This is a genomic window from Enterococcus bulliens, assembly GCF_053761865.1.
Genome location: NZ_JBSMXK010000012.1, coordinates 18,418 through 35,071 on the forward strand (window position 1 = coordinate 18,418; position 16,654 = coordinate 35,071).

Here is a 16,654-nt window from a genome sequence, read left to right on the forward strand (position 1 = left end):
TTATTTAATATAACGGTTTCTTTTTAATTTTATGACAGTTTAAATGATAATAAAATGAGAATTTACAAATCAAGAACGCTTGTTGTTTTAGTTATCTTATTGATATTTTGTTTGAGAATGATTAAAACGATTTAGATTTTTAAGAAATAATTGTGTAACAGTTCGAAGGGATATGTTATCATAATTTTGTAAACAAGTTTTTGTTTTTTTATGAGGGGGGGACGGATAGCATTGAAGGATCTAAAACAAGTAGAACAAGCGAAACATTTATTTACAACTGGTGAAAATTTTTATGCACATCATTTACTCGGTGCACATCAAGCAGATGAAGGGTATATCTTTCGTGTGTTTGCACCAAATGCCAAACAAGTTTGGTTAGTTGGGACATTTAATGATTGGAACGATACGATTCCAATGGAAAAAGATGCTCGTACAGGAATTTGGGAAACGCACACGCTCTTGCCTCAAGAAGGTGATTTATATAAATTTAAACTTGAACAAGAAAATGGGCGACATGTTTATAAAATCGATCCTTTTGCTATTCGCTTTGAACCACGTCCAAATAATGCAGCGGTATTGTATACAATATCAGCACATAAGTGGCGTGATGGATTGTATCGTGGTCGAAATAAGAGAAGTCAAACTCTAAAACGTCCAATGAATATTTACGAATTGCACGCAGGTTCGTGGCGGTATCATTGGGATGGTACACCTTTTACATTTAAAGATTTAGCAGATGAATTAGTTCCATACATCAAAGAGATGGGCTACACACACATCGAATTGATGCCAGTTATGGAACATCCACTTGACCAATCGTGGGGATACCAATTAACTGGTTATTTTGCGCTCGCAGAAAATTATGGTACGCCAGAAGAATTTCAAGAATTCGTTGATCGTTGTCATCAAGAAAATATTGGTGTATTACTAGATTGGGTACCAGGTCATTTTTGTGTGAACGATGATGCATTAGCCTATTATGATGGCACCCCGACATTTGAATATCAAAATGAGTTTCGTGCGCGCAATGTTCGTTGGGGAGCTTTGAATTTTGACCTTGGAAAACCACAAGTCCAAAGTTTCTTGATTTCTAATGCCTTGTTTTGGATTGAGTTTTTCCATATTGATGGCTTACGTGTCGATGCTGTGTCAAGTATGATCTACCTTGATTATGATGATAAAGCTTGGGAGCCAAATCATGAAGGAACCAACCGTAATCTTGATGGGATTTATTTCTTACAAAAAATGAATGCTGTGATCAAGCTTGCACATCCAGAAGTCGTGATGATTGCTGAAGAAAGCTCTTCTGAAACTAAGATTACAGGTCGTGTCGAAGATCATGCATTAGGGTTTGATTATAAATGGGATCTTGGTTGGATGAACGATACACTTGCTTTTTACGAAATGGACCCGATTTATCGAAAGTATCATCTAGATAAACTGACTTTTTCATTCATGTATATGGTAAATGAGCACTATATCTTGCCGCTTTCACATGATGAAGTGGTTCATGGTAAAAAAAGCTTGTTACATAAGATGTGGGGCGATCGATACAAGCAATTCTCTCAACTACGTAACTTATATACGTATTTACTCACACACCCAGGTAAGAAACTGTCTTTCATGGGAAATGAATGGGGCCAATTTTTAGAATGGAAATACAATGAAGGGCTAGAATGGAAAGATCTAGCCAATGATATGAACAAAAAAATGCAAGCATTTACAATTAAAATGAATGCGTTATATAAAGAAGAAACAGCTCTATGGGAGTTAGAACAAGACCCTCAAGCGAGTGTCGAATTTATTGATGCGGACAATACTAAAGAAGTCGTGCTAAGTTTTATCCGTAAAGGAAAACGTAAAAAAGATTTCTTGATTGTCCTCCTTAATTTTACACCTGAAGAACAACGTAATTTTCGCATCAAAGTTCCTTATAAAGGAACTTATGAAGAGTTATTGAATACGGAGTTAGCGGAATATGGTGGGACTTGGACGAAAGGACAAGAACCAATGGTCACAACTAGTGAACAAGACGAACACATTATTGAATTAATTGTTCCAGCATTAGGTGCTTTAATTTTAAAACCAGCAACCATTACGATTACAAGGAAGAAATAAGGGAGGGAAGATGGGGAACCATCGAGAGTATGAAAACAGAAATGTTAGCAATGATCCTTGCTGGAGGAAAAGGAAGTCGTTTAGGGAAACTGACCCAAACGATTGCCAAACCAGCTGTCCCTTTTGGCGGACGCTATCGTATCATTGATTTTACGTTAAGTAACTGTGTGAATTCAGGAATCAGTACCGTAGGAGTTGTCACACAATATCAACCTTTAGCTTTAAATGAACATATCGGAAACGGAGCAAGTTGGGGCTTAGATGGCATTGGTTCAGGTGTAACGATTTTACAACCTTATTCAAGTAATGAAGGAAGCAAATGGTTCGAAGGAACGGCGCATGCGATCTATCAAAATATTGATTATATCGATCGAATCGATCCAGAGTATGTCTTGATTTTATCAGGAGATCATATCTATAAAATGGATTACGATAAAATGCTTGAAACCCATAAACGCAACCATGCCTCACTAACGGTTGCAGTTATTGAAGTACCGATGGAAGAAGCATCACGTTTTGGGATCATGAATACCGATGATCATGATCGTATCGTTGAATTCGATGAAAAACCAGCGGAACCAAAAAGCAATTTGGCATCAATGGGGATTTATATCTTTAATTGGTCTCGTTTACGTCAAGTGTTGTTGAATAGCTACAATAAAGATGATCAAATGTTAGACTTTGGACAACATGTGATTCCGTCTTATATCGAAAGTGGCGAAAATGTTTTTGCCTATCGCTTTGATGATTACTGGAAAGATGTAGGTACGATCGATTCACTATGGCAAGCAAGTATGGAATTTATCAATCCAGATAATGAATTGAAGATGAGTGATAGTGCATGGCGAATCTATTCTAAAAACCCAGTATCTCCACCGCATTTTATTACAGAACAAGCGAGTGTTAAAGGCTCTTTGGTGGTGGATGGATGTTATGTCGCTGGAAACGTTCAAAACAGTTTGTTATCAAATGATGTGAAAATTAAAGAAGGCGCCGTGATCAAAGATAGTGTCATTATGGCAGGAGCCACGATTGGAAAAAATGTAACGATCAAACGAGCGATCGTTGGGGAAAATGCGATCGTTGGAGATAATGCTGAAATCGATGGAACCGATGAAATTGCGGTAGTCGGCTATTCTGAGGTGATTGGAGTGTTAGTAGATGAGAGCTAATAAAGTATCTGCGATTATGGAAAATGAGTTTGAAGGTACAGGATTAGGTGAATTGACGGCAAAACGTCCGTTAGCAACGCTGTATTTCGATTGCAAATATCGGATGATTGATTTTGGGTTATCCAATCTAGTGAATGCAAACGTGCGCTCGATCTATATGACTGCTAGCGAACGCAATACGCAATCAATCTTTGATCATTTAGGTGGGGGCAATCATTGGCACTTAAATAATATCCTAAGTCACTACTTCGTTTCTTTTAAAGAAACGATTCAACGTGCACAAGCAGCGGGTGAACCTTTCCATGAACCGATGATCGATTTTTTACGAAAAGCAAAATCGAAGTTTACGGTATATACAGGAAACAAAATCTTGTGTAATGTTGACTATCGCTCAGTGATCAGTGTACACGAAGAACAACAACGCGAATGTACGGTGTTATTCAAACGAGTGGAATCTGATAAAATCTATCCTAAAGACCATATTTTATCTTTTCGTGAAAACCAACCTACACTTGAAGCGACAGTTTTTGAAGAATTAAATGAGGATCAACCGTTTTACAATTTAGCGATGAATATTTTCGTGGTAAATACCGACTGGTTGATCAATATTTTAGAAGTAGCTCAAAGTGAAGGGGAATATGCTTGTTTAGAAGAGTTGATTTGGAAAAATCTTAAAGGAAATGAAGTTACAACATATGAATATACCGGCTATTTAAGCAATATTTTTGACGTGAAAAGTTACTATGAAGCTAATATGGATATGTTGGATCCTAAAAAATTCAATTCGCTACTCTATTCAAGTCAACATATTTTAACAAAAGCTAAAAATGAAGTTCCAACCTATTTCTCACCGGAATCGAATGTACATGCAAGCCAATTTGCAACAGGAAGTATCATTCGAGGAACTGTCCATCATAGTTTGATTTCTAGACGAACAGCGATCGAAGAAGAAGCGACAGTGGAGCATTCGATTGTGATGGCAAGTGGAAAAATCGGTCAAGGTGCAACGATCCAATATGCGATTTTAGACAAAAACGTGACGGTGGAAGCTGGTGTGCGTATTATTGGGACTAAAGAGCAACCATTAGTTATTAAAAAAGGTAGTCATGTAACGACTGATCAGATCGGAGAGTAACTGGTATGAAAATTTTATTTGCAGCAGCGGAATGTGCACCTTTTTTTAAAAGTGGCGGTTTAGGCGATGTAGCTGGAGCGTTGCCAAAAAAACTAAAGGAAAAGGGACATGATATTCGGGTGATCTTACCCTACATGTCCTTGATTCCCAAAGAGTATCAAGAAGCTACCACCGACGTGTTAGACTTTATGATCGATGTGGGCTGGCGCAATCAGTATTGTGGGATCAAAACATTGACACTAAATGAAGTTCAGTATTATTTTATAGATAATCAATACTACTTTAATCGACCAGCGATTTATGGTTATGACGACGATGGCGAACGTTTTGCCTTCTTTCAACAAGCATTGATTGAAGCGATGGAAAAATTAGATTTTATTCCAGACATCGTGCATACAAACGATTACCATACTGCATTTGTTCCGTTTTTATTAAAAGAAAAATACCGTTGGATTAATGCTTTTCAACAGATTCGAACGGTATTGACGATTCATAATATCGAATTTCAGGGCTATTTTGAACCATATACTTTAGGCGATTGGTTTCAAACCGGTGCAGAACATTTTGAAGATGGCATGATCGCGCAAAACGGGATGGTCAATTGGTTAAAATCAGGTATCGTATATGCAGATCGTGTGAATACCGTATCACCTAATTATGCCAAAGAAATTCAAACAGGTGAGTTTGGTTGCGGGCTAGATGCTATCTTACGTCAAGAAAATCAAAAATTAGTTGGAATATTAAATGGGATTGATTATAGTATTTATGATCCAATGCATGATCGTCATATTTTTGAACCGTTTGATCAAACAACATTGAATAAAAAAACAGAAAACAAATTACAATTGCAAAAATTACTTGGTTTACCGATCGAAAAAGACGTGCCAATGATCGGGATGGTTAGTCGATTGACACATCAAAAGGGGTTCCATTTAGTCATGGAGAAAATGGAAGAACTGTTAACACAACAAACGGTTCAAATTGTTGTATTGGGTACAGGAGAAACAGGATTTGAAGATGGATTTCGTTATTTTGAATCTCGCTTTCCTGAAAAAGTGCGGGCATGCATTACCTTTGATGTTGATTTGGCCCAAAAAATCTATGCTGGGGCAGATATGTTTTTAATGCCTTCAGCCTTTGAACCATGTGGCTTGTCACAAATGATGTCGATGCGCTATGGTACATTGCCGATCGTTCACCAAATTGGGGGATTAAGTGATACGGTTTGGCCATTTAACCCTGTTACGCATGAAGGAACAGGATTTGGTTTCGTAGATTTTCAAGCCTATGCACTAAAGCAAGCCGTTGATTTGGCGCTTCATATTTATAAAGAAGTACCCGATGTTTGGCGGGAAGTCGTGATTCGTGCGATGGATGTCGATTTTAGTTGGGAAACAGCAAGTGAACATTATATCCACCTGTATCACGAAATGGTAGGGATACAAGTACAGTCTAAAAAATAAGGGGGAAAGCTGGGGTGCGAATGAACGTATACCAGCTTCCTTTAATCTAAAAGTAGAGGATGATTCGATGACAATCAGTAAAGAGCTATTTAAAGAAAAATTTTTAGACATGTTGACAGAAAAGTACGCATTATCGGTTGAAGAAGCATCGCCATATGATTTATATACGACGTTAGCGACGTTGATCCGTGCCAGTTATGCTAAAGACTGGAGGACTACTCGAAGAACGTATAATGCACAACACAATAAACAAATGTATTACTTTTCTATTGAGTTTTTACCTGGACGAATGATGAAGAGTAATTTATTGAATATGGGCTGGCTAGATACTGTAGAAACTAGTTTGGCAGATATGGGAATTGCTTTAGAAGATATTTTAGAAATCGAACCTGATATGGCATTAGGAAACGGTGGATTGGGTCGTTTAGCATCGTGTTTTATGGATTCGATCGCTTCTGAAGGACTACCAGGCAACGGAAATGGTATCCGCTATAAATATGGATTATTCAAACAAAAATTTATTGATGGCTATCAAGTCGAATTACCAAATGAATGGTTATCACGTGGGAATACATGGGAAGTGCGTCGTGATAGTAAATCAGTGATGGTTCAATTCAATGGTCATGCCTATTTAAAAGAAATGGAAGATGGTAGTTTAGTTCCGGTCCATGAACAGCCAACAATCGTTCGTGCGGTACCATATGATACTGGGATGGTTGGGTATCAAAATGGAACTGTCAATACGTTACGTTTATGGGATGTAGAGATTCCGCTAGAAGAGGAAGCCAACTATCGTAGCATCCAACAACGCCGTGAGATTGAAGATTTGACGTCTGTACTGTATCCAGATGATTCAAATGAAGCGGGTCGTCGCTTGCGTTTGATGCAAGAGTACTTCTTTGTTTCAGCAGGAACTCAAAGTATTGTGCGTCACTTTAAAGCAAATGGCTACAATTTGAATAACATCGATGAATATATTGCAATCCATATCAATGACACTCATCCTGCGATGTGTGTTCCAGAGTTTATGCGGATTTTAGTCGATGAAGAGCAAATGAGTTGGGAGCGTGCATGGAATCTTACGATCAAAGTCATGAGCTATACGAACCATACGATTTTAGCAGAAGCGTTAGAAAAATGGTCGGTCGAGATGTTGCGTAGTGTACAACCACGTATTTATCAAATTATCGAAGAAATCGATCGTCGATTTGTGGAACAGATGACAGGGACTGTCGACTTTGACGTAATTGAACGTACTCGTATTATCTCAAATGGTCTGGTGCACATGGCTCACTTAGCGATTATTGGAAGTCATAGTACAAATGGGGTAGCCAAACTTCATTCTGATCTCTTAAAAAATGTTGTACTTCATGATTTTTATCGCTTGTATCCTTCGCGCTTTAACAATAAAACAAATGGAATCGCACAAAGACGATGGATCCAATTGGCAAATCCGACATTATCAAACGTGTTAGACGAAACGATTGGAAAATCTTGGCGTTTTGAAGCATCAGATCTGTATCTCTTGATGAATTATAAAGATGATAAAAAAGTCTTGAAAAAATTAGCTGAAGCTAAACAAGTGAACAAGACACATTTGGCGCAATTCATCGAAAAAGAAACGGGTGTTATTGTGAATGATCATGCAATATTTGATGTTCAAATCAAACGATTGCATGCCTATAAGCGTCAATTATTGAATCTTTTACATATTATCAAACTTTACCTAGATCTAAAAGAAAATCCGAAAAAGAAAATTCAACCAAGAGTCTTTATTTTCGGTGCCAAAGCCGCGCCAAGTTACCATTATGCAAAATCGATCATTAAAGTCATCAATGAATTGGCGAATTTGATCAATCATGATGAAAGTATCCATGATCAACTAAAAATTGTCTTTTTAGAAAACTACAGTGTAAGTTTAGCTGAAAAAATTATTCCAGCTGCAGATGTGAGTGAGCAAATTTCTTTGGCCTCAAAAGAAGCTTCTGGAACAAGTAACATGAAGTTGATGTTAAATGGTGCGATTACGTTAGCCACATTAGACGGTGCGAATATTGAAATTCGTGATGCAGTAGGCGATAAAAATATCGTTATCTTTGGCTTGACTGAATCAGAAGTATACGAATACTATGAGCAAGCTAACTACCATGCGTTTGAGTATTATGAGTCTTCTTTGACCTTACGTAAAGTAATCGATGCCTTAATTAATGGCATGATTCCAAATATCGAACAAGAAGGAATCGAAATTTATGATTCTTTACTAAAATACAATGATGAATTTTTCGTATTGCGTGATTTTGAAGCATATGTCACTGCGCAAGAAAAAATTGAACATTTATACGCTAAACAAGAAAAATGGTTGAAAATGAGCTTAGTCAATATCGCTAACGCAGGTCGTTTCTCAGCTGATGATACTGTAAAAAAATATGCTGAAGATATTTGGCGTATTCAACAAATTAAAATTGGACACACGGTAAAGGATGAGGAACATGCTTCCTATAACATTTAATCCATGGTCAACGAAATACAAATATCCTTTTGGAGCAGTCAGTGAATCTGATACGGTGCAGATTTGTTTAGAAGCGAGTGTACCCAATGGACAAATCGAACATGTTGCATTTGTCTATCACCAAGATCAAGCATCGGATCAAACGATTACGATGGAGTGGGATGCTAAACAACAGCTATATAAAACTCACTTTCATCTAGAACGAGGATTGTATTTCTATCATTTTCAAATCACCTACCAACAAGAAGGATATCGAAAGATTGGCTATTATATCAAGGGCGATCAACAAAACGGTGAAGGAAAATTAGTTGAACAAGCCCATCAGATCAACGAATTTCAATTGACTTGCTTTAAGCACGAAGCAATTTGTTCGTGGTTTGAAACGAGTGTCGCTTATCAGATTTTTCCAGATCGCTTTTCTAGTCACTTACCACCATATCAATTGTTGACAGAACGTGAGAATATTTTTCTTTATGGTAGTCACAGTGATCGGCCGATGTATATCAAGAATGAAAAAGGTGAAGTAACGCGCTGGGATTTCTATGGTGGAACGTTAAAAGGGATCGAAGAAAAAATCCCTTATTTGGTGGACCTAGGTGTGAAGATCGTGTATCTAAATCCTATATTTGAGGCCAATAGTAACCATCGCTACGATACAAGTGATTATTTTGAAATCGATCCGTTATTAGGAAGTAAAGAAGATTTTCTTTCGTTGTTGGATCATTTGCATCAAGCGGGCATTCGGCTGATCTTAGATGGTGTCTTTAGTCATGTGGGGCGCAATAGTCGTTATTTCAATCAAGATGGTCGTTATGGTGAAACTACAGGTGCAAGTCGTAGTCGACAAAGTAAATATTATCCTTGGTTCCAATTTACCGACTATCCGACAGAATATCAGTCGTGGTGGGGGATTCATGACTTGCCACAAATCGATAAAACACAAGAAAGCTTTCGTGATTTTATTTACCGAAGTAAAGATAGCGTGATCCGTTATTGGACAGATCTGGGTGTAGATGGATGGCGTTTAGACGTTGCCGATGAATTACCAGATGAATTTATTGAAGGGATTCGCCAAGTACTAGATGAATATGATGATCGTATCTTGATCGGTGAAGTTTGGGAAGATGCCTCAAATAAAATTGCGTATGACCAACGTCGTAGATATGTACAAGGTGAAAATCTAAACGGGGTAATGAATTATCCTTTTCGTGAAGCAATTTTAAAGCTGATCAATACGAAAGAAGTAGCCGTGATCAGCAAACAACTGCAAACGATTCTAGAAAACTATCCACAACCTTTTTTACATCAATCTTTAAATAATTTAGGGACACACGATACCAAACGCTTGCGAACCGAACTAGATGGATCACTAAACAACGTCTATCTAGCTTTTGCAGTCATGTTCGCTTTGCCTGGGACACCGTGTATTTATTATGGTGATGAAGTGGGCGTTTTAGGGCAAGCTGATCCAGATAATCGTTCATATTATCCTTGGGAAACATTCGATCATCACCTATACTATCAAATGAAGCAGTTGATTCACTATCGTACAACGCATGAACCGTTACAAAAAGGGGATACGTATCTTTTTTATTCTGATACGATTTTTGGATGCTTGCGTCATTACGAGAATAAGTATACAATTTTTATGATGAATCTTACAGATCGACAGATTGATCACCCATTTGCTGACGTTCATTGGTTAAGAGATCAGCCGATGCAAATAGAATTGTATCAAGCGCTAACGCAAACGTTAACAAAACTTGAAAAAAACTCATTTTTGTTTGCGACCTTTAGTGAAATAGATAGGAAAATCGAGGTATACCATGGGAAAAATCAAGAAACAAACACGTACACTATGGACTAAAAAAACGGTTGGATTAACGCTCTTAAGCGTAGGGATCTTAGGTCTTGCAGTGGGTGGCATTATCGAACATAAAGACAAACAAGCTACCGTAGTGAAAGCTGAGAAAAAAACAACAGCAAAACCTAAAACAAAAGCATTGACTGATGATGAAGTATTTTTAGCCAATGTATCTTTAGATGATTGGCGTCTACCACTTGTAGGACCAGATCATTTGATCAAAGCAGAAGTCAATGAAGCAACGGATCTAGCTGCAGTAGGGAATTATTTAATAGATAAACGAATTCTGCCAGATTATAAAGCACTTGCTCAAGCCTGTCAGGATGCGCAATTTCCATTGGTTATTATTTCTGCTTATCGTTCGGTTGACTACCAACAACAAGTGTTAAATGCTGGTGTTCAACAGCGTGTTGCTAATGGGATGACAGAAGAGGAAGCCTTAGCAGATGCTAAAAAAACGATGACGGAACCAGGACATAGCGAACACCACACTGGACTTGCATTAGATGTCGTGGATGAAAGTTGGTACACTTCCTATCCTTCAGAAGTCTTGCACTCTGATTTTGGCTATACAGAAGGTGGGAAGTGGTTAGCAAAACAGGCACCGGAGTATGGGTTTATTATTCGCTATCCTGAAGGAAAAGAAGCGATCACTAAAATCGACTATGAGCCGTGGCATTTACGCTATGTCGGAAAAGAATACGCGCAATACATTACAACGCATCAATTGATACTAGAAGAATTTTTACAAAATGTTCAAGCAGCTAAAGATAAACAACAAAAAATCGAATAAATTAGACCCCAAAAGCAATGTGAGATCACATCGTTTTTGGGGTTTTTAGGAGGATAAAATGATTGTTACACTAACCAAAACAATAAGTGAACTGTTGCCGTTATTATTACTCGCTGACCCTAGTGAATTCGCGATAAAGAAAGCATTAGAAAAAGGTGAAGTGCTTGGCTTTATAGAAGATGATCAACTATTAGGGGCATTAGTATATGTAGAAGACCTTAAAGAAATTGAAATCACACATCTAGCTGTAGTTGAGTATGCAGAAAACCGTCATATCGCTAGTCGACTATTAACGCATTTGATTGATCTAGCAAAAACAAAACATCAGCATACAATCGTGATCAAAACCGGTAGTACAAGTTTCAAACAGTTGTATCTATATCAAAAATATCATTTTCGAATGGTAGAAATCGTACCCGATTATTTTACGACTCATTACGCAGAACCAATTATGGAAAACGGGTTGCGCTTATACGATCAAATCATCTTAAAATTAGAAATATAAAAACTTTTTAAATAAAAGTATAGACATTTAAAAATAATGAATATATAATAAGGGGGAATTCAAGCGAAGGTAGGGATGAGTAATGGAAAAATTGTTTCCAGAAGATTTTTGGTGGGGAGCAGCAACGTCTGGTCCGCAAAGTGAGGGCCGATTCAACAAACAATATGCAAACGTTTTTGATTATTGGTTTGAGCAACATCCAGAAGATTTTCACGATCAGATTGGGCCAGATGTAGCTTCTAATTTTTACAATAGTTTTGAAAGCGATTTAAAAATGATGGAGGAACTATCGTTTAATAGTTTACGGACTTCGATTCAGTGGTCACGGTTGATCGACGATTTTGAAACAGGAAGTGTTAATCCAGATGCGGTACGTTTTTACAATGAAGTGATCGATTCGATGATTGCGAAAAATATTCGTCCGGTTATGAATCTACACCATTTTGATATCCCGGTAGAACTGTATCATAAATATGGAGGATGGGAGTCAAAAAAAGTAGTGGAGTTGTTTGTTGTCTTTGCGACAAAATGCTTCGAACTATTTGGTGATCGCGTCAAAGAATGGTTTACGCATAATGAACCAATCGTTGTTGTGGAAGGAGGATACTTGCATCAATTCCACTATCCCAAATTGGTTGATGGTAAAAAAGCGATGCAAGTCGCGTATAATTTAAACTTAGCTTCAGCTAAAGTAATCAAACGTTTTAAGGAAATGGAGGTTGCTCATTCAGGTGGGAAAATCGGGATCATTTTAAATCTAACACCGACTTATCCAGCCTCAGATGCGCCTGCAGATCAACAGGCGGCTCATTTAGCTGAATTATTCACGAATCGTTTGTTTTTAGATCCAGCCATCAAAGGAACGTTTCCTCAAGAACTTGTAGTATTACTTGAAGAAAACCAAGTGATATGGGAAAGTACAGAAGAAGAATTGGCGATCATTAAAGACAATCCAATTGATATATTAGGTGTAAATTACTATCATCCACATCGTGTAAAAGCACCGGATATTTCACCAAATAGCGTAGGCGAATGGTTGCCTGATCGATATTACGATGAGTACGAATTACCTGGAAGAACCATGAATCTTGATCGTGGTTGGGAGATTTATCCAGCAGCGATTTACGATATCGCTTGTTCAATTCGTGATAAATATGGGAATATTCCTTGGTTTATTTCAGAAAATGGTATGGGGATCTCAGATGAAGAACGTTATCAAAATGAACAGGGAATCATTGAAGATGAGTATCGAATTGCCTTTATCAAAGATCACTTGAATTATTTACATCAAGCGATCAGTGAAGGGGCCAATTGTTTTGGATATCATTTATGGACGCCGATCGATTGTTGGTCTTGGAGTAATGCTTATAAAAATCGTTACGGTTTGATCTCAAATAATATCCACACCCAAGTGAAAACGATCAAAGCATCGGGACATTGGTTTAAGACTGTCGCAAAACACAATCGCTTGTTGCCATAGGTTTGGCTATACCAAAAATTTTAAACGATAAGGAATGTGAATAAAGTGAATAATTTTATGGATCGGTTGTCTGAAAAAATCTTACCTTTTGCCAATAAGTTAGGTCAAAATCGCTATTTATCTGTATTACGTGATGCATTTATGCTGTCGTTTCCGTTGACGATGTTTGGATCGATTGTCGTGGTGTTAAATAACTTGCCATTTTTCAATGATGCGACTAAGGGCACGTTAAGCAATTTATTTGGAAATGGTCAAAATGCGACGATGAGTATCATGTCGGTATTTGTGACATTTGGTATTGGCTATTATTTATCAAAATCATATGATGTGGAAGGAATTTTTGGTGGAGCCGTTTCATTTGCAAGCTTTTTATTGCTTACACCTTTTATGATGACGACTGCAGATGGCGTTGAAGTTACTGGAGTATTATCGTTAGATCGTTTGGGTGCCAAAGGGATGTTTATCGGCATGATTGCTGCTTTTTTAGCGGCAGAAATCTATTGTCGGATCACGAAAAGAGGATGGCAGATCAAAATGCCAGATGGTGTACCACCAGCAGTATCAAAATCGTTTGCAGCGTTGATTCCTGCGGTGTTAACATTGACCATCTTTTTACTGATCAATGCATTTGTAACCGGTATCTTAAATGCCAATTTACACGATGTGGTTTATGAAATCATTCAAAAACCATTGGTTGGTTTAGGGAGTAGTTTACCAGCAACTTTACTTGCATTATTCTTTGTTCAATTTTTATGGTTCTTTGGGTTACATGGTCAAATTATCGTCAATTCTGTTATGGATCCGATTTGGAATACGCTAATGCTCGATAATCTTGAAGCATATAAAGCAGGTGAAACGTTACCGCATATTATTACGAAACCATTTATGGAAACCTTTACAGTAGGTTTAGGTGGTTCAGGGATGACGTTAGCAGTAGTACTGATTATGGCTTTTGTCATGAAGAAAAAGCAATATAAAGATATTGGTCGCTTGAGTTTGGCACCAGGGATTTTCAATGTGAATGAGCCGGCGATCTTTGGATTACCGATCGTCTTGAATGCAACGATTTTGATTCCTTGGGTCATCGCGCCGATTATCGTGACGACTATGAACTATTTGGTAATGGCAGCTGGGATCGTACCTGCACCAACAGGGGTATCGGTTCCTTGGACAGTACCGATCTTCTTTAGTGGGATGTTAGCGACAAATTCAGTATTAGGTGGCTTATTGCAATTAGTTGATATGGTGATCGTTGGGTTTATCTGGTATCCGTTCTTACGTGTGTTAGACAAAGAAAAAGAAAGTATGATTTAAATAAACGTCTTTAACAGCATTTAATCAAAAAGAGGGTGAGACAAAAATCTGTCTCACCCCTTTTTAATTATTTTTTCTTTTCATTTGCTAAGATCGTTAGTGATTGTTTCAAGGATTGGAACATGCCTTTTTCGCTATAGACTAAAACATTTGATTTATATAAGTTGGCTGAAACTAAAGTCAACCCGATTCCAAATAAAACCAATAGCCCAAAGGATGAGCTCGCTTGTGTCAAACTTACAGTATCTGTAGCCAAGCGAATTGGCATGACGTAAGATGAAACTAAAGGAATAAAAGAGGTCACTTTGATTACGATATTTTGAGGATCATTGGTTCCGAAAGTAAAGCCGATAATATAGCCGATCATGCCGATATAAATAATCGGCTGAACTGCTTTAGCTGTATCTTCAGGTTTTGAAACGAGTGACCCACAAAGTGCAGCCAAGACATCATAAACTAAAATCCCAAAGACAAAAAAGAGCAACGTAAACCAAAGTGCAGGTTCTAACAATTTATCTAGCGTGATCGTATCTAAAAGCGATTGGACGAACTCCAATTTTTTCAATTGTGAGTAGCCAACGATAAAAGCTACAGCATAGACTATGATTTGAGTTAACGCTACTAGAACCACACCAGTTAATTTGCCGTAAAAATGCGTCTTAGCTTTGGTACTTGATAAGATGACTTCCATGATCCGTGTACCTTTTTCAGAGGCGATTTCTTGGGCGATAATTGAAGAATAACTCGTGATAAAAATAAAGAGTACCACAGTGATTCCGATGACTAACACTAGTTGAATCGCTGAATTATCTTCTCCGGTAACCATTTTTCCTTGATCGTTAAAGGAAACTTTGTTTTTTTCAAATAATGCTGGTTGCGCTAAGGCCGTGACTTCTTTTGAAGATAATTGCAACTGATTGGCTCTTAGCATACTTTGGAGTTGAGACAGTGTTTGTTGGATCTCAAGTTCAGTTGTTGCACCGATCGAAGAAGTGGCATAGAGTGTAGCATTTAGGGTTTCGTCAGTATTTTCTACAGTCATAAATCCATCGATTTTTTCAGCTTTTAGTGCTTGTTTAGCAGCTTGTTCAGACGGATAGGTTTTAAACGTGACATCCTGTAATTTAGAGGCAGTTAGTGCATCGGTTACAGCATCTTCTTTACTCACTAGAGCAATCGTCGTCTCACTAGAAAAATTTGTAGCCAAGGAGCCCACAAGGTAAACGATTCCCATTAATAAGAAAGGTGCCAGTAGCATAATGATAAAAGATAATGAGCGTACATTTTTTTTATAAACATCTGAGGCAATGATCCAAAATTTATTCATTCGTCACACCAGCTTTTCGTTTAAAGATTTCTTCTAATGTTGGCGGTTGTTGGTTGAACATGGGGATATATCCATGTTTTGTAACCAATTCAAATACTTGTTTGCCGATTTCTGGATTAGATAAAGTCAGTTCAAATTGTTGTCCTGTTTTTTCGTGGACTTGTACGCCAGCAATTTGGCTTAACTGTTCTTTCGTAACGGGTGCTTCCAAAAAGAGCTTTGTGCGTCCAAAAGATTCGCGAATTTCCCGAACGGTTCCGTTTAACACTGCTTGCCCATTACGCAACATAATCAGGTGATCACAAATCTGCTCGACATTTTCCATATTGTGACTTGAAAAAATCACGCAAGATCCTTTTTCTTTTAATTCTAAAATCCCATTTTTTAATAATTCTGCATTGACTGGATCTAGCCCGCTAAATGGTTCGTCTAAAATCACCAGTTTTGGTTCGTGGATTAATGTAGCAATCAATTGGACTTTTTGCTGGTTTCCTTTAGACAAAGATTTGACTTTATCTGTTTTTTTTCCTTTGACTTGGAATTTATCCATCCATTCATCGATTTTAGGCTCGATTTCTTTTTTGTTTTTTCCACGTAATGCTGCAAAATACAGCAATTGATCCTGGATCGATAATTTCGGATAAAGCCCGCGTTCTTCTGGAAGATAGCCAATGATATCATAATCTTTTCCAGTTAATTCATGGCCATTCCAGTTGACACTACCACTATCTTGATTTAAAAAATCAAGGATCAAGCGAAATGTTGTCGTTTTTCCAGCACCATTTTGACCGATTAAGCCTAAGATTTGTCCATCTTGGATTTGAAACGAAAGATGATCGACTGCTGTTAAACTTCCAAACGTTTTGACTAACTCATGTACTTCTAACATAGCGACTCCTTTTAATCGTATTTTTACTGCAAGATTCCCTTTAAGCCTAGTGGATACAAAAACAGCTGTCAAGACAAAAAATAAT

At 37.6% G+C, this 16,654-nt stretch carries 12 protein-coding genes; 10 read left to right on the forward strand and 2 right to left on the reverse strand.

The annotated features are described in order from the left end of the window. Positions 1-231 precede the first annotated feature (231 nt). From glgB to celB, 10 genes are all read left to right on the forward strand, one after another. Positions 232-2,118, forward strand: coding sequence for a 1,4-alpha-glucan branching protein GlgB (gene glgB, locus ACWOEC_RS07360; RefSeq protein WP_455307070.1), 1,887 nt, complete (start codon positions 232-234; stop codon positions 2,116-2,118). Positions 2,119-2,147: 29 nt separating this feature from the next. After that, positions 2,148-3,290, forward strand: coding sequence for a glucose-1-phosphate adenylyltransferase (locus tag ACWOEC_RS07365; protein WP_455307072.1), 1,143 nt, complete (start codon positions 2,148-2,150; stop codon positions 3,288-3,290). Then, the gene (gene glgD / locus ACWOEC_RS07370) at positions 3,280-4,425 is read left to right on the forward strand and encodes a glucose-1-phosphate adenylyltransferase subunit GlgD (RefSeq protein ID WP_455307074.1); all 1,146 of its coding nucleotides are present in this window, start codon (positions 3,280-3,282) and stop codon (positions 4,423-4,425) included. Before ACWOEC_RS07365 ends, glgD begins: the two co-directional genes overlap by 11 nt. A gap of 5 nt (positions 4,426-4,430) precedes the next feature. Further along, positions 4,431-5,888: a glycogen synthase GlgA gene (gene glgA, locus ACWOEC_RS07375; protein ID WP_455307076.1), complete on the forward strand. Its 1,458-nt coding sequence runs from the start codon at positions 4,431-4,433 to the stop codon at positions 5,886-5,888. A gap of 67 nt (positions 5,889-5,955) precedes the next feature. Further along, positions 5,956-8,397 carry a glycogen/starch/alpha-glucan phosphorylase gene (locus tag ACWOEC_RS07380; protein WP_455307077.1) on the forward strand — a complete coding sequence of 814 codons (2,442 nt, stop codon included), beginning with the start codon at positions 5,956-5,958 and terminating at the stop codon, positions 8,395-8,397. Beyond that, entirely contained in the window at positions 8,378-10,264 is a 1,887-nt protein-coding gene (locus tag ACWOEC_RS07385) for a glycoside hydrolase family 13 protein (protein WP_455307078.1), read from the forward strand. Before ACWOEC_RS07380 ends, ACWOEC_RS07385 begins: the two co-directional genes overlap by 20 nt. Continuing rightward, on the forward strand, positions 10,224-11,054 hold the full coding sequence (locus tag ACWOEC_RS07390; protein ID WP_455307080.1) for a M15 family metallopeptidase: 831 nt from the start codon (positions 10,224-10,226) through the stop codon (positions 11,052-11,054). The genes ACWOEC_RS07385 and ACWOEC_RS07390 overlap by 41 nt, the downstream gene beginning before the upstream one ends. A 58-nt stretch (positions 11,055-11,112) precedes the next feature. Continuing rightward, a complete protein-coding gene (locus ACWOEC_RS07395) occupies positions 11,113-11,559 on the forward strand; it encodes a GNAT family N-acetyltransferase (protein ID WP_455307082.1) in 447 nt (148 codons plus the stop codon). Between the two features lie 82 nt (positions 11,560-11,641). After that, positions 11,642-13,039 (forward strand): glycoside hydrolase family 1 protein, encoded by a 1,398-nt coding sequence (locus tag ACWOEC_RS07400; protein ID WP_455307084.1) that lies wholly within the window; start codon positions 11,642-11,644, stop codon positions 13,037-13,039. Between the two features lie 45 nt (positions 13,040-13,084). Further along, a complete protein-coding gene (celB, locus tag ACWOEC_RS07405; RefSeq protein WP_455307086.1) occupies positions 13,085-14,353 on the forward strand; it encodes a PTS cellobiose transporter subunit IIC in 1,269 nt (422 codons plus the stop codon). Between the two features lie 67 nt (positions 14,354-14,420). Here the strand turns inward: celB and ACWOEC_RS07410 are convergent, their stop codons facing one another. Continuing rightward, positions 14,421-15,680, reverse strand: a complete 1,260-nt coding sequence (locus ACWOEC_RS07410) for an ABC transporter permease (protein ID WP_455307088.1) — start codon at positions 15,678-15,680, stop codon at positions 14,421-14,423. Next, positions 15,673-16,569: an ABC transporter ATP-binding protein gene (locus ACWOEC_RS07415; protein WP_297079193.1), complete on the reverse strand. Its 897-nt coding sequence runs from the start codon at positions 16,567-16,569 to the stop codon at positions 15,673-15,675. Before ACWOEC_RS07415 ends, ACWOEC_RS07410 begins: the two co-directional genes overlap by 8 nt. Positions 16,570-16,654 lie beyond the last annotated feature (85 nt).